Below are 19,091 nucleotides of genomic sequence, written 5' to 3' on the forward strand. Positions count from 1 at the left end.
TTTTCAGACGGCTCAGCCGCCAAAATTATAAACTGCCTTTGCAGCATGAAAAAATTTTAGGAGGTTTTATGAATGTTCACGCATAAGCAGAGAATCGAAAACGCCCTTGCGCTGAAAGAAAACGACCGCACGCCGTACAGCATGTGGATGCACTTTCCCAACCGCGACCGCCATCCCCGCCGCCTGGCCGAGCTGGCGCTCGCCAATCAGAAGAAGTACGACCTCGACTTCATCAAGTACATGCCCTTCGGCCTGTACACCACCGTCGACATGGGCGTCGATCTCGACGTCTATCCCGGCTTCGAAAAGGCCCCCACGCTGCACGAACCTGTCATCAAGGACATGAAGGACTGGGATCGGATCCGCCCTGTCAGCGGCGTCCGCGGCGAGTACGCCGTCGTGCTCGAATCGCAGCGCATCCTCATGGAGATGATGGACGAACACGTGCCGTTCCTGCAGACGCTCTTCAGCCCCGCCACCACGCTGGCCAAGATGTGCTCGCCTGCTGCGCTGGTCAAGCACATGCGCGAGGATCCCGCCCGAGTCCACCGCGCGCTGGAGATGGTCACCGACACCACCATCCAGTTTGCCCGCGCTTCCGCGGCGCTCGGCACCGACGGCTTCTTCTACGCCACTCAGCTTTCCGGCCGCAAGACGATGGAGAAGGCCGAGCATGAAGAGTTCGTCATGAAGTACGATCTCGAAGTGCTGAACGCCGTCAAGGATCTCACATGGTTCAACGTGCTGCACATGCACGGCGCCGCAGTGCGCATCGACGAAGTGCAGCATTATCCCGTACAGGGGCTGAGCTGGCACGACCGCGACGACGGCCCTTCCATGGAAGAAGTGCGCACGTACAGTTCCAAGGCGTTCGTCGGCGGCCTGAGCTGGGGCGAGAACTGGCTGACCAAGACGGAAGAACAGGTCGCCGCCGAAGTTCGCGAGATGTGCGGCCGCAAGGGAGTCATCCTCGGCCCAGGCTGCGTCATCGAGCCCCACACGCCTGAAAAGTTCCTCGAACTGGTCCGCCGGACGATTCTCGAGTGCGCTGGCAAGAGCTGTTGTTGTAAATAAAGTCTGCAAACGTCGGAAAGAGGTTTAAGATCATCCATGTTTACCGTTACCGAATTTCTTCATCAGGAAGTCAAACCGGCGCTGGGCTGCACCGAGCCGGGAGCCGTGGCTCTGGCCGTCGCCAAGGCGTGCGAGCAGCTGAGCGGCCTGGCCGAGCGCGTGGAAGTGGTCGTCAGCGACAACATCTTCAAGAACGGCATCGCCGTCGGCGTGCCCGGCACCAACGGCGCCCGCGGCAACGAGATCGCCGCGGCGCTGGCCGTGTTCTGCGGGCACAGCGCTTACAGCCTCGAAGTGCTCAAGGACGCCACCCCCGAAGATTTGTCCCACGCCAAGGAGTTCATCGCCGCAGGCCGCCTGAAGCTGACAGCCAACGGCAAGGGAGGCGTCTACGTGGAAGCTGCGGCATATCGCGGCGACGAAGTCGGCGTCGCCGTGATCGAACAGACGCACGGCAACATCACGCGGGTGAAGAAAAACGGCGAAGTCGTTTTTCAGGCCGTGCCGCACTGCGACGGCGCCGTATCGTCCGCTTCCGCGAAAACGCTCTCCGTTCCCGATCAGGTGAAAGAGATGGATTTCGAGGAACTCGTCGCGCTCGCCGGCCGGCTCTCTCCCGAAGACATCGACTACGTGTGGCAGGGCATCGACATGAACATGAGGATCTCCGATTACGGCTTCGAGAACGACGTCGGCCTGGGCCTGGGACGGACCGTCAGAGCCGCGGCCGGAGCGAACTACGAAAACGATCTTGCCGCGCAAGTCAAAGCCGTTTCCGCCGCGGCTTCCGACGCGCGCATGGCCGGCGTGGCGCTCCCCGTGATGAGCAGCGCCGGCAGCGGCAACCACGGTATCACCGCCATTCTCCCCGTCTACGTCGTCGGCACGGCGAAACATAAATCTCGCGAAGAAATCGCCCGCGCCGTGGCGTACAGCCACCTGGCGACCAGCTTCGTCAAGAGCCGCATGGGCCGTCTCAGCCCCGTGTGCGGCTGCGCCGTCGCGGCCGGAGCCGGAGCGGCCGCCGGCATCGTCAACGTCATGGGCGGCACGGACGGCCAGGCCAAGAAAGCTATGGAACTCGTGCTCGGCAACATCACCGGCATGCTCTGCGACGGCGCCAAGGAATCCTGCGCGCTCAAAGTGGGCACCGGCGCGACCGAAGCGTTTTACGCCGCGCAGATCGCCCTGGCCGGCGGCGGCATGGCCGTGTCGCAGGGCGTGGTCGACGTGAACAGTTTCACCCGCACCGCCGAGAACGCGGCGAGATTGAACCGCGAAGGCATGAAGGACGTCGATCACACCATCATCGACATCATCACGCACCGTTAAAAAGCAGCCACAAAAAAACAGACCTCCGAACCGTAAACAACGGCGTGGAGGTCCGTTTTTTTTTGCTGCGGGCTAAATCTTGAACCCGTACAGCCGCGAGTATTTTTCGTGCAGGTAATCCAGATAGGGGCCGGCGTCGAGTTCGCTTCCGGCGACGCGCTTCATCAGTTCGGGCGAGGTGAAGCAGCAGCCCCAGCGGAACAGATGTTCCTGCATCCAGCCGTCGATGGCGCCGATATCGCCTGCGGCAAGACGCGTAAAGGCGTCGGGACAGTCTTTCAGCAGCGCGGCGCGCCACTGGGCGCCGTAGATGTTGCCGAGCGCGTAGCTCTGGAAGTAGCCGATGTAGTCGCCGGCCCAGTGGATATCCTGCAAAATTCCTTCCAGGTCGTCGGCAGGGCGGAGGCCGAACGTGCGTTCGTAAGCGTCGTCCCACGCGGCGGCAAGGTCTTCCGCTGTGACAAGCCCGGCGAAGTAATCGCGTTCCAGCTCGAAGCGGACGATGATATGCAGGCTGTACGTCACTTCGTCGGCGGCCGTGCGCTTGAGGCTGGGCGAAACGGCGTTGACGCCGGCGTAGAAATCTTCCGGCGGCAAGGCTTTGAATTCGGGCAGCGCGGCTTGCAGCGCTCCGTAATGGCATTGCCAGAATTCGCGGCTGCGGCCGACGATGTTTTCGTAAAAACGCGCTGCGCCTTCCTGCAGCGCGCCGGTCGTGCCGCCCCACAGTCCCTCGTCGCGCAGCGCGGGATCGGTGCGGCTGGAATACATGGCGTGCCCGCCCTCGTGCAGGAGCGTGAAGATCATGTCGATCCGTCCGAGGCGAGCCGTGGAGATGCGCGAATCGAGAGGCCCCGGACGGTTGGTCATGCCGTGGACGGCGCGGTCGTCGAAAGTCGCCGTTTCGGGATCCAATCCGTTCCAGCACGCCAAGCGGCGTCCCAGCGCCATCAGCGTGCCGGCGTCGTACTCGCGGTCCATGAAATCGCGGGAAATCGTTTTGCCGGAAGAGCGGATGCGTTCGATTAGGGCGACGATGCCGGCGCGCAGCCGCGCGAACTCGCGGCTGATATCGCCGGTTTTGACGTCTTCGTCGGTCAGCCCCACGAGCGTGTCGAAAACGGGCTGTTCCGGCGCGAGCGCGCGGGCGATCTCGGCTTTCAGCGCGAAGGCCCGTTTCAGCCACGGCATGAAGATCCGGTAATCGCGTTTTTCCCGCGCTTCCTTCCAGATGTTCAGCACGTCGGTTTTGATCAGCGTGAATTCGCGCAGCGTGTCGGCTGGGATCATGACGGCGTTTCGGTAATCGCGGCGGAAAATGCGCGCCTGGGCACGGTCGGCGTCGCTTTCGATCTCCGCAAGGGGCACGCCGTCAAGGTACGCGGCGGCTCGGCGGGCGTCGTCGGAGGCGTAGAGCTTCGCTTTCTGCGCCCCGAAAAAGGCGCTCATCTCCTGACGGTACGCGCCGCCGCGGCGGGGCAGCGAAGTCCATTGGTCGTACTGAAACAGTCCGTTCAGCGAACGATAATAAACGGCCGTTTGATTGACCGCTCGGGCGGTCCGCAATGCTTCGTCGAAGTCCATGCTCGGCCTCCGCTCACTTTTCGTAATGATGGATCAGCGCCTGCGTGCCGAGGTCGCCCATGCCGCGCGCCGTCACGTCGAGACAGTTGCGCAGCGCGGCTTCGAGCACGTCGAGAGAGAGTCCGGCGTTTCGGGCTTCTTCGGCGGCGATGCGCAGATCTTTGACCAGATATTTGACGAAAAAAGTGGGCGAGTCGTCGCCGGAAATGATCTTCGGTCCCAGCGCGTCCAGCTGCCGGCTGGCGGCGGAACCGCTGCTGACGAGCCCGAAAAGGCGATTCAGATCAAGGCCGGCCCGGCGGGCGTACGCGAACGACTCGCAAATACCCGAAAGCGTTCCGGCCACGAGGATCTGGTTGGCCGCCTTGGCATGCTGGCCTCTTCCCGCCGGTCCCATGAAGTCCGCCTTTGCCCCCATGGCCGCAAAAAGCGGCCGGCATCTTTCGAAATCCGCCGCCGCGCCGCCGACGAGGAACGACAGCGTCCCTTCCGCCGCTCCCTTCGCACCGCCCGTGACGGGCGCGTCAAGCGCGCGCAGCCCGCGCTTTGCTCCTTCGCTGAAGATCCGTTCCGCCAGCGCCGGGCTGGAGGTGGTCATGTCGATCAGAAACGTCCCCGGTCGCGCCGAATCCATCAATCCTCCTCGGCCGAAATAGACCCCTTCCACGTCGTCAGGCGCGCCGAGCATGGTCAGCGTGCCCACGGCGGAGCGGACGCAGCCGGCGATGGAATTGTGAAGGCGCGCGCCGGCGTCGATCAGATCCCGCGCCTTTTCCGGATGCCGGGCGTAAACGTGCAGTTCGTATCCGGCGTTCATGAGATTGCGGGCCATGGGCTTTCCCATGATGCCCAAGCCGATGAAGGCGAGCGCTTGGTTCATTTCTTCTTCTCCTTTTCCCGACGGCAAAATTTTCCCCGCGCGTTCCGCGTGAGATACGGTTCTGTCCGCATCGCGAACGCGGCTTAGGCCGGATCTCCATGCCGGAACAGCTCCCGCCGCTATTATGTCATAAGATCCCGAGCGAAGCCATTACGGTTCGAGAAAGAAAACGCTTTCTCCGAACCAATCTCAGTTTATCAAACTTCAGTTTTATGAAAGTCATTAAATAATATGAAAGTTTACCTTGACAGCGTCTCAAGGCAATGATAATATCGCTTCAGTTTTTATTGAGTGATGAATAATAGTTTATTCATGCATCGTATTGAGGTGAAAAAATATGAATTTATGGGGAGGACGCTTTCAAGGCGCCGAAGACGAGCTGATGAAGGCCTTCGACAATTCGCTGCCGCTGGGCAAGCGTTACTGGAAGGAAGACATCGAGGGCAGCCTCGCGCACGCGGCCATGCTCGGCGCCTGCGGGATTATCACGAAGGAAGACGCCGAGGCGATCCGGAAAGGGCTGAAAGAGATCTTGCGCGACATCGAAAGCGGCGCGCTCGCGATCGGCGACGAGGGCTACGAGGACATTCACAGCTTTGTGGAGCTGAACTTGACGAAGCGCATCGGCGAGGCGGGCAAAAAGCTCCACACGGCGCGCAGCCGCAACGACCAGGTGGCCGTGGATTCGAAGCTCTTCGCCAAAAACGCCGCCGCGCAGGTGGAGGAAAAACTGGACAAACTGTGCGGCGCGCTCAAAGCCAAAGCCGCCGCCAATCCCTGGCTGATGCCCGGCTACACGCATCTGCAGCGCGCGCAGGCCGTCACCTTCAAACACACGCTGACGGCCTTCGAGCGCATGTTCCAGCGCGACCGCAAGCGCCTGCGCAACGCCGTGGAGATCATGATGGAGGACTGTCCGCTGGGCTGCGGCGCGCTGGCGGGAACCACGCACCCCATCGACCGCGGCATGACCGCCGCGGCATTGGGGTTCCAAAAGCCCTGCGACAACTTCCTCGACGGCGTCAGCGACCGCGATTATTTCTGCGAGCTGCTCGGAGTCTTTGCGATCGTCCTCATGCACCTCAGCCGCCTGAGCGAATCGATCATCCTCTGGTGTTCGCAGGAATTCCATTTCGTCACGCTCAGCGACGCCTATTCCACGGGCAGCAGCATCATGCCCCAGAAGAAGAACCCCGACAGCGCCGAACTGATCCGCGGCAGCGCGGGGCTGGTCTACGGCTCGCTGATGGCGATGCTGACGGAGATGAAAGGGCTGCCGCTGGCCTACAACAAGGACATGCAGCTCGACAAGCGGGCCTTTCTGCCGGCTCTGGACGACACGCTGATGTGCCTCGAGATCATGAGCGGCATCGTCGCCACGATGACCGTCCATCCCGAGGCCATGAAAAAGGCGCTTCACGACGGTTTTCTCAACGCCACCGAGCTGGCGGACTACCTCGTCAAACACGGCGTGCCCTTCCGCGACGCCCATGCCGTTGTCGGCGCGGCGGTGCTGCTGTGCGAGAAAATGGGCTGCGCGATCGAGGATCTGCCGCTGGAGGAGCTGCAGAAACTCAGCCTCGTGATCGGCGCGGACGTGTACGGCCAGCTGGATTACGAAAACACGATCAAACTGGGCGTCAAGAGCCAAATGCTATGAAGATCTGCGTCGTCAATCCCGACAGCGGCCTCGACGCGGCGGGGCTGAGACTGAGGGTCGAGCGGCTGCGCGCTTTTGCGCGCCCCGATACGGAGATCGTCATGGTCTGTCCGCAAAAGAACAATCTCTGCGTCGATTCGTGCCTCGACGCGGCGCTGGACGCACCGGAGATCGCGGAGATGGCGCTGCGGGCGCAGGCCGACGGCGCCGACGCGGTGTGCCTGTACTGTTTCAGCGATCCCGGCTTCGACGCCTGCCGGGAACTGCTTCGCGTTCCCGTCGTCGGCGGCGCGCAGGCCGCGGTGCTGCTGGCCAGCCAGCTGGCCCTCAGCTTTTCGGTGCTGACCACGTCGGCGCGGCGGATTCCGCAGAAAAAAGCGTTTCTCCGCGCGCTGGGCGCCGATCCCGCCAGGATCGCGAGCGTGCGCGGCGTCGAGCTGCCGCCGAACGTATCGCGGCAGCGGAGCGAAATCGTCGAGATCCTCGAGGCGGGCGGACGGCGGTGCGTCGAAGAAGACGGCGCCGGCGCCGTGATCCTCGGCTGTCTCGGTTTCGCCGGCATGGGTGCGGAGCTGACGGCGAGGCTTGGCGTGCCGGTGATCGACCCCGCCGCCGCGCTGATCGCTGCGGCCGAATCCCTGATCGTTCAGGGGCTCAGCCACAGCAAGAGGAGCTGGCCCGAGCCGCCGGCGTCGCGACGCTTCTGGGGCGCGGGAATCATCGAAAATTGAACGCTATATTATTTTAATCAAGGAGGAATAAAACATGAAATTCAACGTCAAAAAATTTGCCGCCGGCCTCGCGGCGGTCATGCTGTGCGCCGCGCCGGCCTTTGCGGCCAAGCCGCTCGAAGGGCAAAAGCTGAAGATGGCAGTCAGCCCCACGTTCCCCCCCTTCGAGTTCGAGCGGCTCGACGAGCAGGGCAACGCCCGCATCGTCGGCTACGACATCGACATGGTGGACGCGATCGCCGCGGAACTCGGCTTCACCTACGAGCTGGTGCACACCAACTTCAAGGGATTGATGGGGGAGCTGGCCAGTCATCGCGTTGACTTCGTCGTCTCCGGCATGTCGCCCACCGAGGAGCGCAAGAAGACCGTCGACTTCTCCGTGCCCTACTATTACTGCCAGACTTCGATCATCCAGCACAAAGGAACCAACATCAAGACCGTGGCGGACCTGAAGGGCAAAAAGATCGCCGCTTCTTTCGGCACGCAGTACGCCGACTTCGCCGAAGCGGCCGGGGCCGTCGTCGCCGCGATGGACAGCAGCACGTACAGCATGCAGGAGCTCCTGGCCGGCCGCGCCGACGGCGTGGTGCAGGACGCCGCTTCCGCTTCCATCCGCGTCAAGCAGCATCCCGAGCTCGAGTACTTCGTGCTGCCGCAGGACGAACTCGACAAGGTGCAGGGCGGCAACGTCTCCGACTGTTTCGCCGCCGTGTTCCCCAAGGGCTCGAAACTGGAACCGCTGTTTACCGAGCAGATCGAGAAGATGCAGGCCGACGGCACGATGAAGGCCATTTACGAGAAGTGGATCGGCCCCTGGCCTTACGACGCCAAGCCGCTTCAGGGCAAGCACTACAAGCTGGCGATCAACGCTACCTTCGCGCCTTTCGAGTTCGCCCAGGTGAACGACAAAGGCGAGAGCGTCATCACCGGTTTCGACATCGACGTGCTCGACGCCATCGCCGCGGAGCTCGGCTTTACCTACGAGATCAAGGACATGAACTTCTCCGGTCTGATCGGCGAGCTGCACAGCGGCCGCGCCGACTTCGTCATCTCCGGCCTGTCGGACACGGAGGAGCGCCGCAAGAGCGTCGATTTCTCCGTTCCCTATTACTTCTGCAAGACCGCCATCATCTCGCCAGCCGCCGCGCCGGTGAAGACCATGGCGGAGATGAAGGGCAAAAAGATCGCCACCGTGTTCGGCACGGAGTACGCCAAGGTGGTCGAAGCTTCCGGTTCCATTCCCACGCTGCTCGACAACAGCACCATGGTCACTCAGGAACTGCTGAACGGGCGCGTCGACGGCGCCGTCATGGACGCCTCGCAGGCCAAGACCAAGTGCGAGCAGAACGAGGGCTACGTGTATCACGTCATTCCCAACGAAGACCTGGAAAGCGCGCATTACGTCTCCGGCGCGTACTCCATCGCTTTTCAGAAAGGTTCCGAGCTGATCCCTCTGTTCAACGCCCAGATCGAGAAGATGTTCGCCGGCGGGCGGATGAACGAGCTGATCGTCAAATGGATGGGCGAGGAGTTCGTCAAGTAACTTTTTCCGGGAAAAAACGGCCGAAGGGCCCGCCGCCGCGCGGGGAACCTTTCGGCCCTGTGTGGCGGGCGCGCCGCGCGTCGCCGCGGCGGCTTCGCGAAACGCCGCAGGAAGGAAGAACATGAGAAAATCGCTTTTCGGCCGCAAAAAAGCGCCGCTGCTGGCCCTCGCGGCCGTGCTGGCTCTGGCGGGGCTGGCGTGGGCCGCGCCGGCCCCGGCGCGGCGGTTTGCGCTGCACTTCGAACGCATCTGGCCCTATTACAAAGTCTTTTACCACGGCATGATCAATTCGCTCCAAGTGACCTTCATGTCCGTGATCATGGGCTCGATCTGCGGCACCGTGCTGGCGCTGCTCAAAGTCTCGCGCCTTGGGCCGCTGTCGTGGTTCGCTACGGCCTACACCTCGGTGTTCCGCGGCACGCCGCTGATGGTGCAGCTGTTCCTCGTCTATTTCGCCACGCCGCAGCTCTTCGACTACCAGATCCCGGCCTTCAACGCCGTGGTGCTGACCTTCGGGCTTAACTCCGCCGCCTACGTGTCCGAGATCCTGCGCGGCGGCATCCAGTCCATCGACGTCGGCCAGCGCGAGGCCGCCATGGCCCTGGGCGTGCCCTACCGTGCCATGATGTTCGACATCGTCATCCCCCAGGCGCTGCGCACCGTGCTGCCGTCGCTGGTCAACGAGCTTATCGCCCTGCTCAAGGACACCTCCATCGTCGCCACCATCGGCATGCTCGACATGATGCGCGCCGCCCAGACCGCCATGAACTCCACCTATCTGGCCTTCGAGCCGTTCATCGTCGTCGCCGGCATGTACTACGTGCTCGTGATGATCTTCACGGCCGTCGCCTCGCGCCTGGAGAGGAGGCTGCACAAAAGTGATCGAAATTAAAAACTTGAAAAAGCAGTTCGGTTCCCTCGAGGTGCTTCGGGGCGTCAACCTGAAGATCGACGAGGGCGAAGTGGTGTCCATCATCGGCCCCTCCGGCTCGGGCAAGTCGACGCTGCTGCGCTGCATCAACCTGCTCGAGACGCCCACGTCGGGGCAGGTCGTCATCGACGGGCTGGACATCACCCAAAGAGGCGTGGACATCCAGAAAGTGCGCGAGAACGTGGGCATGGTGTTTCAGCATTTCAACCTGTTCCGGAACAAGAACGTGCTCCAGAACATGATCTACGCGCCCATGAAAGTGCGCGGCCTTCCCGAGGCGCAGGCCGTCGAAAAGGCCATGCGGCTGCTCGAGCGCGTCGGTCTGGCCGACAAAGCCCGCGCCTATCCTTCCATGCTCTCCGGCGGCCAGCAGCAGCGCGTCGCCATCGCCCGCGCCCTGGCCATGGAGCCGCGCACGCTGCTTTTCGACGAGCCCACTTCGGCGCTCGATCCGGAAATGGTCAAGGAAGTGCTCGACGTGATCCGCAGCCTGGTTTCCACGGGCATCACCATGGCGATCGTCACCCACGAGATGGGCTTCGCCCGCGAGGCTTCCGACCGCGTCTGCTTCGTCGACGAGGGCGTGATCGCCGAAGACGCCGCGCCGTCTGAGTTCTTCTCGTCGCCGAAGTCGGCGCGCGCCCGGCAGTTTTTGGAAAAAGTGCTTTAGACGCAGAGAAACGGAGACTGAAAAATGGAAGACCGGCTGCATTGGAAGAACGGCGCCCGCTGCGCCGTGATGCTGACGTTCGATCTCGACGGGGACACCACGTGGAGGAACGGCAACGCTCACTACGAAGGCGGCGGAAGATTTCTGAAAGCCTGCTCGGTAGGGCTTTACGGCCCCAACCGCGGCGCTCACGCCATCCTCGACCTGCTGAAAAGATACGGAGTTCCCGGAACCTTCTTCGTGCCCGGCAAGGTTGCCGAGGACAATCCCGAGCTGATCCGCCGCATCGACGCCGAAGGGCACGAGATCGGCCAGCACGGCTACACACACGAAATGTTCTTCAACTACGGCTGCGAGCGGCAGATCGAGATCATCGAAAAATGCCAGAACATCTTCTGCGACCTGATCGGCAAGCCGGCCCGCGGCTTCCGCACCCCCTCCGGCGACTGGTCGCTGGACACGCCGCGGCTGCTGTACGAGCGCGGCGTCGACTACAGCAGCTCGATGCGCGGCAACGACCGCCCCTATCACACCGTGATCGACGGCGAAAAGACCGATTTCGTCGAGATCCCCACGCGCTGGGAACTGGACGATTACGTGGCCACCGCCTACAATTATTTCCCCGCCGAGCCCGACGGGCAGGACCGCATCTCCGGCTACGACCTGGTCTACGACAATTTCTCGCGTGAGTTCGACGGCTATTACGAATACGGCCTGTGCTTCGTCAGCATGATCCATCCGCAGGTCACCGGCACTCCCGGCCGCCTGCGCATCCTCGAAAAGCTGATCCGGCACATCGGGGAACGCGGCGACGTCTGGTTTGCGCGCGGCGGCGAAGTGGCGCAGTGGTACCGCGAGCATTACGACCGCGAGGAGGTCCTGAAAAATGCCTGAAATCGAGTGGAAGGGCGGCGCTCGCTGCGCCGCTCTGATTACCGTCAACCTCGACGCCGAAAACTTCTGGCTGGCCGTCGATCCCGACGTCAGGGAACGTCCTAAAACTCTGTCCATGGGACAGTACGGCATGGACCGCGGCCTGCCGCGCCTGCTGGATCTGCTTGACGATCTGGATATCAAGGCGACGTTTTTCGTGCCCGGCTCGACCGCCGCGGCCTACGCCGAAAAAGTGAAAGACGTCGCCTCACGCGGCCACGAGATCGCCCTGCGCGGCTGCGAACTGCTCAACTGGGGCCTGCTGCCTGCCGAACGGGCCGAGGCCGACATGGAAAAAGGCGCCGCCGTCCTCGCAAACGTCGTCGGCGCGCCGCCCAGAGGCTACCGCGCCCCCATCGCCGAGTTCACCCTCGACACCCTGCGCGCCGCCCATGCCAACGGCGCCGTGTATTCCAGCAGCCTCAGCAGCGACGACCGGCCCTTCTGGCTCGACCTGGAAAACGGCGAAAAATTGCTGGAGATCCCCGTTCACTGGGCGCTTTACGACCTGCCGTACTTCGCCTTCAACTACCATCCCCCCATGCCGAAGGGGCAGGGGCGGATCGCCAGCTCCGCTCAGGTCTTCAACAACTTTCGCGAGGAGTTCCTCGGCTACGCCGAGCGCGGCCTCTGCTACGTGCTCCAGCTCGACCCGCAGACCGCCTGTACGCCCGGCCGCATGCCGCTGCTGCGCGGACTGCTGACCGAGATCAAAGAGAGCGGGGCGGCCTGGCTTGCCACCGGCGGCGAAATGTACGACTACTGGTCCGCCGTTTATCCCGCGCAGTAGGGTGCTTGCCGGTTCCCGATTGAAAAATGTACCGCGCGGGATCAAATGTTCGCATCCCTTCCCCGCTGCCATCTTCAAACGGCGCGTTTCCGTCGAAGCCGTGGCCGCGGCTTGTCAAAAAACGCCCGCCTGTGTTATAATGCCCTTTGTTCGCGGAGGGGTGTCCGAGTGGTCGATGGTGCTTGCTTGGAAGGCATGTGTACCTTAGGGTACCGGAGGTTCGAATCCTCTCCCCTCCGCCAATGTTTCTTCCGCCAATGTTTCTTCATTGACCCAGGAAAGATGGAATTTGGTGTAAAAACGACGAAAACTCTTCAAGGCCCTGCAAATAAATGCAGGGTCTTTTTTCGTATTTGAAGCTGACGTTCCGCAGTCTGCGCAGCTCGCTTTGTGAATCTCCCTCGCAGCGCCCTTGTGTTCGGCCTTTCAATTGAAATAGTGTCAACCGCAATGCGGTCTGCATAACGTGCTCCGGAGATCTCGCTTGAGGGTATGGAGAATATTCGGCGTTTGAATCGAAAAGAAGTTCGAGTCTGTGCCTGGTCTTTTAATAAAATGGGAAACGGAAGGCGAACGACCTCGAGACATTCAGCTGCTGAACGATGGTGTTTCATAGCGGGAGAGAAAGTTATATGTACAGATATTCTATTGCGAAGATTTAGACTTTAAAACAAATTAGTTTGATGCATAAATAATGTGCTCGCCCATGATATAATAAACGTGGTCTAAAAAGGGACAAATTATTCATGGTTAAGGGAGGTAATGCGGATGATTCAGTTCAGCGAAGCTCAGGTGATGGTCCGCGATATGGTTCGCGAATTCACGAAGAACGAAGTGGCCCCGCGCGACCGGTGGATGGACGAAAACGGATTCGATCGTGATCTGCACAAGAAGCTGACGGAAGCCGGGCTGATGGCGATTCATATGCCCGAAGAGTACGGCGGAGGCGGCGGCGACGCGATCACCAGCGAGATCGTGATCAACGAAATCGCCAAAGGCAGCGCGTCTGTCGCGCTGTTCCTTGACGCTCACTGGCTGGCGGCCGACATGATTCTCCTTCACGGCACTGAGGCGCAGAAGAAAACATATGTTCCGCAGTGCGCCGAGGGCAAGGTTTTCGCTTTCGGTCTGACGGAATCCAACGCGGGCTCCGATGCGGCTGCGATCAAGTCGGTGGCGGAGAAGCAGCCTGACGGCAGCTATATCCTCAACGGAAGCAAGGCGTGGATCACGAACTCCGGCATTGCGGATTACTACCTGATCATGGCAAAAACGGATCCCGCCGCCGGCAACCACGGTATTTCCGTGTTCATAGTCCCCAAGGACGCCGAAGGCCTGACCGTCGGCAAGTTCGAGAAGAAGATGGGCATGAGGGGCACCGCCACCTGCGAGCTCTCTTTCGACAACATCGAGCTGCCCGCCGATTCTTTGGTCGGTGCCGAAGGCAAGGGCTTCATGATTGCCATGCAGGCGTTGGACGGGGCGCGCATCTCCATCGGCGCCATCGCTTCGGGGCTGATGCAGCACGCCATGGACAAGGCCGCCGCGTATGCCAAGGAACGCACGACGTTCGGCAAGCCCATCGCCAAGCACCAGGCAGTCGGGTTCAAGTTTGCCGATATGGCGGCCAAAATCCGCGCCACCGACCTGATGATCTGGGATACCTGCGAGCTCAAGCAGCAGGGGAAGCGATTCTCCGTTGAAGCGGCGGAACTGAAGCTTCTCGCTTCCAGATGGGCATGCGAAGTGTGCGACGACTGCATTCAGATTTTCGGCGGCAACGGCTACAGCGCGGAATTCGACGTCGAGAGATTCTATCGCGACGCCAAGCTTTTGGAAATCGGCGAAGGCACGAGCGAGATCCTGCGTCTGGTCATCAGCAGTTCCGTCCTCGGCCGATAGGTCCGCGTCCATCGAGGCCAGGGAATCCGATGAAAATCCTTGTTTTTGTCAAGCAGGTTCCGGATACTGACGACGTCACGCTCGACCCGAAAACGGGGCGGCTCGTGCGGGAAGGCGTGGAGAGCAAACTCAATCCGGTCGATGCGAACGCCGTCGAAGCGGCTGTGCAGCTCAAAGAAAAGTACGGCGGCACGATCGGCGTTGTCAGCATGGGGCTGCCTCAGGCGGAAGACGTTCTGAAAAAAGCGTTGGCGCTTGGCTGCGACGAGTCGTATCTGTTGTCGGACCGTCCGCTGGGCGGCGCGGACACGCTGGCCACGGCGTACACGCTGTCCCTGGCGGCACGCCGGATCGGCGGCTATGACCTGCTTCTGTTCGGACGCAATGCCGTCGACGGCGATACCGCGCAGACGGGGCCCGCTACGGCGGCTTTCCTTGGCATTCCGCAGATCACGCTGGCCTCCTCGATAGACGTCGAGGACGGCTGGGTCGTCTGCGAGCGCCGTCTGGAAGACTGCACGCAAAAAGTCAGGGCCAGAATGCCCGCGCTCGTGACCGTCACGGCGGAGATGAACAAACCGCGCTATCCCAAGCCCATCGATATCATGAAGGCGCTGAAGAAACCACGGCATACGTGGACCGCTCAAGATCTGGGGGCAGACCCCTCCCGGATCGGGATGAACGGTTCGCCGACGTCGACGCGCGGACTGATGGAGCCGCCGAAACGCAAGGCCGACACGAAGTATTTTCAGGGACAGCCGCGGGAAATTGCGATGCAGATCGCCGATCTGCTGCATAACGAACACCTGATTTAAGGAGGCGGACTTCATGGCACAAGAAGACTGCAAAGGAATATGGGTGTTTGCCGAACAGCGGAACGGGAAGTTGAACGCCACGGTTTTCGAAATTCTGGCACAGGCCCTTGATCTGAAAAAACACACGGGGGAAGAAATCACGGCGGTGCTTCTGGGCAAGGGCGTGACCGCGCTGCCCCCGGCTCTTTTCGAGCGCGGGGCCGACGCCGTGATCGTCGCCGAGAACGACGCCCTGGCGCAGTACAGCGCTCGTCCTTACGAAAAAGCCCTGACGCAGCTGGTTCAAAAGTATCGGCCTTCCATCCTGCTCTACGGGGCCACCTCTCTTGGAAGGGATCTGGCGCCGCGCGTGATGGTCGCTCTGCGCACCGGGCTGACCGCCGACGCGATAGAGCTGGGATTCGACGAGGAGGGCGTGTTTTATCAGACGACGCCGGCATACGGCGGCAATATTCTTGCCCGCATCGCGATCCTCGAAAAGAGGCCGCAGATGGCGACGGTCCGTCCGAAGATGTTCGATCCCGTCGAGCCGCGCCCCGGCGCTTCGGGCAGGATTATTGCCGAAACGGTAGACGTCGCGGCGGACGGCGATTACGAAGTTCTTGAAACAATGGCACGGCAGGATTCCGGCGAATCCATGGAAGATGCGGACGTTCTGGTTTCGGGCGGACGAGGGATCAAGAGCGAGGAAGACCTGAAGCGTTTGAACGAGCTCGCCGCCCTTCTGGGCGGATGTCTTGCGGCGTCTCGCCCGCTGGTTGACAACGGATGGCTTCCGCATGACCGGCAGATCGGCCAGAGCGGAACGACCGTGAAGCCCAAATGCATCCTCAACGTCGCGATTTCGGGCTCGGTCCAGTACCAGGTCGGCATGCAGAAAGCCGGCTGCATCATCAGCGTCAACCATACCAAGGGCGCCCCGATCTTCGACATCTCACACTACGGCGCGGTTGCCGACTACAGGACGCTGATCCCGGCCCTGATCGAGGAGATCAGAAGGCGAAAAGCCTGAGGATTCGGGCTCGAGCCTTGTGCGGAGATTTATATCATTTTTGAAGGAGGATCTTGTCCATGAGCGATCGTATGTTTATCATCCCGGAATTCGGCCCCCTTGCGGGGATGAGAATCATCGACAGCGGCTCTCTGATTGCGATGCCCTTTGCCGCCACGATGCTGGCCGATTTCGGCGCCGAAGTCATTCACATCGAACGTCCCGGCGCCGGCGACACGCTGCGTTTGATGGCGCCGTTCGCCACCGTCAACGGGAAAAAAGTTTCCACGGCCTGGGCGCAGGATGCGAGAAACAAGCTGTCGATGACGCTTGAGCTCAACCTCCAGCATGAGGAAGTCAAAGAGATATTTTATGGGCTCATCAAAGAAGCCGACGTCTTCATGGAGAACATGGTCTGGCTGGAAAAACTCGGCATCTACGACGAGGAGCTGCTGAAGGTCAATCCGAAGCTCGTCATCGTCCACGTCAGCGGGCTTGGACACAAGGAGTTCGGCGGCGTCCCCTCGGTCTGCAACAGAGCTTCGTACGACATGATCGGTCAGGCGTTTTCCGGATGGCTGTACCTGCAGGGCGACCCCGACCGCGATCCGTCGGTGTCCAAACCTTATACGAACGACTTCGTTTCGGCGTTCGCCGTTCTCTTCGGCACATTGAGCGCGTATATCAACGTTCAGAAGACGGGCAGGGGGCAGGTCGTCGACGTGGCGCAGTTCGAAGCGATGGCGCAGTATATGTGCGGCACCTACACGTCGTACACCATGGCCGGGAAAATTTCCGAAAGAAGCGGCAACGCCTCGCCGGCGTTCCAGCCTTACAACATCTTCAAGTCGAAGGACGGGTTCCTCGTGGCGCTCGGCGCCTTTGGCCCGGGAGTGTACAAGAGATTCATTCAGGGCGCCGGATTCGACCTCGACTATTTCAACTACGAGGATTGCTCGTCCGGCATAGAGGCCGTCGCCTCGCCCAAGGGACGCGAACTGGACCGGAAAGTCAACGAATGGTGCGCCTCTCTGACCGCCGCGGAAATCGAGCGGAAGATGGAGGAGGCGCGGGTTCCCTGCGCTACGCTGAACACGGCCAAATCCGCCTTCGAGAACGAGCATTTCAAAAGCCGCAATGACTGGATTAAATACGAGGATCAGACCGTCGAAACCGAAATCACCGCCTTCGGCATCGCCCCGAAGATGTCCGAGACGCCGGGCAAAGTCTGGCGCGGGGCGCCGAAGCTCGGTCAAGACACCGAAAACGTCCTCAAGACCATCCTTGGATACGATGACGCCAAGATTTCCTCATTGCGGGAGAAGGGGCTTATCTGATCAGACGCGCGAGCCTGTTCGCCTGTTCGGAGGAAAACCGTGCCGCAGAACCGCAAAAAAGCCGGAAAGAGCGCTGCGCTCTTTCCGGCTTTTTTGCGGCGGCGACGATGATTCCGCAGCTGGTCGTCACGTTTGATGCGTCATGATCGGGAAGAGAATGTTTTTAATTGCTCTAGGGGATTTTTTTGAAAAAACGCTTGACAGGTTTGTTAGGGGTGTTAAACTAACGGAGTATTAGTTAGCAATAACTAAGAAGAACTGTGAAACATGCGGTCCGAGACTTACAGGGAGTCCCGTCCGAAAGAGCGAATTCCGTACGGAGCAGATCTTTCCGCGAACAATGGAAGGTCTCGAGTGGAGCGTTGGCGCGCGAAGGATTTTTTTCGCGCGGCCGGATTTTTGTCTTTCGGCAGGGCCGAAGGCTGGAAATTTTAAATTCGAGTAAGGAGACGGCACGATGCAGACAAAGAACGAGTGGTGGCGCGGGTGGTCCATGGGGCTGCTCGCGGTCGCTGTTCTCTTCCTTCTCTTCTCTTCAGCGCAGGACGCTTCCGCGGCCAAGAAGAAGAAATACGACACGTGGAAAGCCGTGGCGGCGGACATGGCGATCGAGTTCTCGCGCGCGCGGGAGAACGTCGAGAAGGGCGAGTACAAAGCCGCCCACAAGAACATGAACGACGCCTATTTCGGCTATTACGAGATCCAGGGCTTCGAGAAAAACGTCATGGTCGCCATCTCGTCGGCCCGCGTCAATCATATCGAGGGCAAGTTCTCGGCCATCAAGCACGTGCTGCTCGGCAACAACGACTCGATGGACAAGGCAACGCTCGTCAACGAGATCGAAGACCTGAAAGTGAAAGTCTACAAGGACGCCATGGTCCTCGACGGCGACATCAGCGATACCGATCCGGACAGTCTCGGCGAGGCCGTCTACGGTTCGGCGGGCAGGCCGGCGCCGTACGGCGCGGAAGCCGCCGCCGAACCGGAAAAGAAGGACGGGCCCGAGAAGGCGGAAGCGGTGTCCGCCGATCAGGGCGCGCAGCCGGCCCAGAGCGCGGCCCCCAAGAGGGCGCCGGTCAGCAGAGACTGGCTGACGTTCCTGACGGCGTTCGGGCTCCTGGTCCGCGAGGGGCTCGAGGCGATCCTGGTCATCGTCGCCATCGTCGCTTATCTGATCAAGACGGGCAACAAGCCGATGATCAAGAGCGTGTACCTCGGCTGCTTCGCCGCCATTCTCGCCAGCGCCGCGCTGGCCTGGTTCCTGGAGTATATGATGGGCGACGCCAGCGGCGTGGCGCGCGAGCTGCTCGAAGGCTGGACCATGTTCCTGGCGGTGGCCGTGCTGTTCTACGTCAGCAACTGGATGCTGTCCAAGGCCGACACGGAGCGCTGGGAGAATTACATCGGCGGCAAGGTGCAGCAGTCGATCGACAGCAAGAGCCAGTGGACGCTGATCTTCGCGGCGTTCATCGCCGTGATGCGCGAGGGCGCGGAACTGATCCTGTTCTACAAGGCGGCCTTCACGGGCGGCATGAACAGCGTCCCGCACATCGTCTACGGCATTCTCGCCGGCACGGCGGTGCTGGTCGCCGTGTGGGTGGCGTTCCGTTACTTCAGCGTCAAGCTGCCGCTCAAGCCGTTCTTCCTGTTCACCAGCATCCTGCTGTTTTTGATGTGCATTTCCTTCATGGGCAAGGGCGTGGTGGAGCTGACGGAGGCCGACGTGATCACGGGACGCACGGTCATCCCCGCGATGAAGGGCTTCTCGATCGAGATCCTCAGCATTTACGACCGCGCCGAGACGCTGATCCCGCAGGTCATGCTGCTGATCGCCTCGTTGTGGGTGACGCTGCCCCGTCTGTTCGGCAAAAAGAAGGACGGAAAGGCGAAGTAGTTTTCATTTTCGGAAAGATTCCGC

16 protein-coding genes and 1 tRNA gene are annotated in these 19,091 nt (G+C 61.1%); 15 read left to right on the top strand and 2 right to left on the bottom strand.

The features are described from left to right. The first annotated feature begins 72 nt into the window (after positions 1-72). Complete coding sequence (locus FYJ74_RS02130) at positions 73-1,074, top strand: uroporphyrinogen decarboxylase family protein (RefSeq protein ID WP_154527970.1); 1,002 nt, start codon at positions 73-75, stop codon at positions 1,072-1,074. A 36-nt stretch (positions 1,075-1,110) separates the two neighbouring features. Continuing rightward, positions 1,111-2,406: an L-cysteine desulfidase family protein gene (locus FYJ74_RS02135; protein ID WP_154527971.1), complete on the top strand. Its 1,296-nt coding sequence runs from the start codon at positions 1,111-1,113 to the stop codon at positions 2,404-2,406. A 72-nt stretch (positions 2,407-2,478) separates the two neighbouring features. Here the strand turns inward: FYJ74_RS02135 and FYJ74_RS02140 are convergent, their stop codons facing one another. Continuing rightward, positions 2,479-3,990 carry a gluzincin family metallopeptidase gene (locus FYJ74_RS02140; RefSeq protein WP_154527972.1) on the bottom strand — a complete coding sequence of 504 codons (1,512 nt, stop codon included), beginning with the start codon at positions 3,988-3,990 and terminating at the stop codon, positions 2,479-2,481. Between the two features lie 13 nt (positions 3,991-4,003). Then, a complete protein-coding gene (locus FYJ74_RS02145; RefSeq protein ID WP_154527973.1) occupies positions 4,004-4,870 on the bottom strand; it encodes an NAD(P)-dependent oxidoreductase in 867 nt (288 codons plus the stop codon). Positions 4,871-5,207: 337 nt separating this feature from the next. Between FYJ74_RS02145 and argH the strand changes: the two genes are divergently transcribed. The 13 genes from argH (at position 5,208) to FYJ74_RS02210 (ending at position 19,067) form a co-directional block, all read left to right on the top strand. Beyond that, positions 5,208-6,530: an argininosuccinate lyase gene (gene argH / locus FYJ74_RS02150; RefSeq protein WP_154527974.1), complete on the top strand. Its 1,323-nt coding sequence runs from the start codon at positions 5,208-5,210 to the stop codon at positions 6,528-6,530. Continuing rightward, positions 6,527-7,261 (top strand): aspartate/glutamate racemase family protein, encoded by a 735-nt coding sequence (locus FYJ74_RS02155; RefSeq protein WP_154527975.1) that lies wholly within the window; start codon positions 6,527-6,529, stop codon positions 7,259-7,261. The genes argH and FYJ74_RS02155 overlap by 4 nt, the downstream gene beginning before the upstream one ends. 34 nt (positions 7,262-7,295) lie before the next feature. Beyond that, positions 7,296-8,804 (top strand): transporter substrate-binding domain-containing protein, encoded by a 1,509-nt coding sequence (locus tag FYJ74_RS02160; RefSeq protein WP_154527976.1) that lies wholly within the window; start codon positions 7,296-7,298, stop codon positions 8,802-8,804. Positions 8,805-8,925: 121 nt separating this feature from the next. After that, positions 8,926-9,696, top strand: coding sequence for an amino acid ABC transporter permease (locus tag FYJ74_RS02165; RefSeq protein ID WP_154527977.1), 771 nt, complete (start codon positions 8,926-8,928; stop codon positions 9,694-9,696). Continuing rightward, positions 9,683-10,405: an amino acid ABC transporter ATP-binding protein gene (locus tag FYJ74_RS02170; protein ID WP_326830848.1), complete on the top strand. Its 723-nt coding sequence runs from the start codon at positions 9,683-9,685 to the stop codon at positions 10,403-10,405. The genes FYJ74_RS02165 and FYJ74_RS02170 overlap by 14 nt, the downstream gene beginning before the upstream one ends. A 24-nt stretch (positions 10,406-10,429) precedes the next feature. After that, positions 10,430-11,299: a polysaccharide deacetylase family protein gene (locus tag FYJ74_RS02175; protein ID WP_154527978.1), complete on the top strand. Its 870-nt coding sequence runs from the start codon at positions 10,430-10,432 to the stop codon at positions 11,297-11,299. Next, entirely contained in the window at positions 11,292-12,128 is an 837-nt protein-coding gene (locus tag FYJ74_RS02180) for a polysaccharide deacetylase family protein (protein ID WP_154527979.1), read from the top strand. The genes FYJ74_RS02175 and FYJ74_RS02180 overlap by 8 nt, the downstream gene beginning before the upstream one ends. 154 nt (positions 12,129-12,282) lie before the next feature. Further along, a tRNA-Ser gene (locus FYJ74_RS02185) sits at positions 12,283-12,370 on the top strand. Positions 12,371-12,896: 526 nt separating this feature from the next. Continuing rightward, positions 12,897-14,030 (top strand): acyl-CoA dehydrogenase family protein, encoded by a 1,134-nt coding sequence (locus FYJ74_RS02190; RefSeq protein ID WP_154527980.1) that lies wholly within the window; start codon positions 12,897-12,899, stop codon positions 14,028-14,030. Positions 14,031-14,059: 29 nt separating this feature from the next. After that, complete coding sequence (locus tag FYJ74_RS02195; RefSeq protein ID WP_154527981.1) at positions 14,060-14,845, top strand: electron transfer flavoprotein subunit beta/FixA family protein; 786 nt, start codon at positions 14,060-14,062, stop codon at positions 14,843-14,845. Between the two features lie 13 nt (positions 14,846-14,858). Then, entirely contained in the window at positions 14,859-15,857 is a 999-nt protein-coding gene (locus tag FYJ74_RS02200; RefSeq protein ID WP_154527982.1) for an electron transfer flavoprotein subunit alpha/FixB family protein, read from the top strand. Positions 15,858-15,916: 59 nt separating this feature from the next. Further along, a complete protein-coding gene (locus FYJ74_RS02205; protein WP_154527983.1) occupies positions 15,917-17,173 on the top strand; it encodes a CaiB/BaiF CoA transferase family protein in 1,257 nt (418 codons plus the stop codon). Positions 17,174-17,630: 457 nt separating this feature from the next. After that, positions 17,631-19,067 (top strand): FTR1 family iron permease, encoded by a 1,437-nt coding sequence (locus FYJ74_RS02210; RefSeq protein WP_154527984.1) that lies wholly within the window; start codon positions 17,631-17,633, stop codon positions 19,065-19,067. The last annotated feature ends 24 nt before the right edge of the window (positions 19,068-19,091 follow it).

Source organism: Pyramidobacter porci (assembly GCF_009695745.1).
Classification (GTDB): domain Bacteria; phylum Synergistota; class Synergistia; order Synergistales; family Dethiosulfovibrionaceae; genus Pyramidobacter; species Pyramidobacter porci.

What these genes read in the sequence shown, in the direction of transcription:
- FYJ74_RS02210 (WP_154527984.1), top strand. Translation starts at nt 17,631, where the DNA reads ATGCAGACAAAGAACGAGTGGTGGCGCGGGTGGTCCATGGGGCTGCTC.
- argH (WP_154527974.1), top strand. Translation starts at nt 5,208, where the DNA reads ATGAATTTATGGGGAGGACGCTTTCAAGGCGCCGAAGACGAGCTGATG.
- FYJ74_RS02200 (WP_154527982.1), top strand. Translation starts at nt 14,859, where the DNA reads ATGGCACAAGAAGACTGCAAAGGAATATGGGTGTTTGCCGAACAGCGG.
- FYJ74_RS02195 (WP_154527981.1), top strand. Translation starts at nt 14,060, where the DNA reads ATGAAAATCCTTGTTTTTGTCAAGCAGGTTCCGGATACTGACGACGTC.
- FYJ74_RS02145 (WP_154527973.1), bottom strand. Translation starts at nt 4,870, where the DNA reads ATGAACCAAGCGCTCGCCTTCATCGGCTTGGGCATCATGGGAAAGCCC.
- FYJ74_RS02190 (WP_154527980.1), top strand. Translation starts at nt 12,897, where the DNA reads ATGATTCAGTTCAGCGAAGCTCAGGTGATGGTCCGCGATATGGTTCGC.
- FYJ74_RS02160 (WP_154527976.1), top strand. Translation starts at nt 7,296, where the DNA reads ATGAAATTCAACGTCAAAAAATTTGCCGCCGGCCTCGCGGCGGTCATG.
- FYJ74_RS02175 (WP_154527978.1), top strand. Translation starts at nt 10,430, where the DNA reads ATGGAAGACCGGCTGCATTGGAAGAACGGCGCCCGCTGCGCCGTGATG.
- FYJ74_RS02165 (WP_154527977.1), top strand. Translation starts at nt 8,926, where the DNA reads ATGAGAAAATCGCTTTTCGGCCGCAAAAAAGCGCCGCTGCTGGCCCTC.
- FYJ74_RS02140 (WP_154527972.1), bottom strand. Translation starts at nt 3,990, where the DNA reads ATGGACTTCGACGAAGCATTGCGGACCGCCCGAGCGGTCAATCAAACG.
- FYJ74_RS02135 (WP_154527971.1), top strand. Translation starts at nt 1,111, where the DNA reads ATGTTTACCGTTACCGAATTTCTTCATCAGGAAGTCAAACCGGCGCTG.
- FYJ74_RS02180 (WP_154527979.1), top strand. Translation starts at nt 11,292, where the DNA reads ATGCCTGAAATCGAGTGGAAGGGCGGCGCTCGCTGCGCCGCTCTGATT.
- FYJ74_RS02155 (WP_154527975.1), top strand. Translation starts at nt 6,527, where the DNA reads ATGAAGATCTGCGTCGTCAATCCCGACAGCGGCCTCGACGCGGCGGGG.
- FYJ74_RS02205 (WP_154527983.1), top strand. Translation starts at nt 15,917, where the DNA reads ATGAGCGATCGTATGTTTATCATCCCGGAATTCGGCCCCCTTGCGGGG.
- FYJ74_RS02130 (WP_154527970.1), top strand. Translation starts at nt 73, where the DNA reads ATGTTCACGCATAAGCAGAGAATCGAAAACGCCCTTGCGCTGAAAGAA.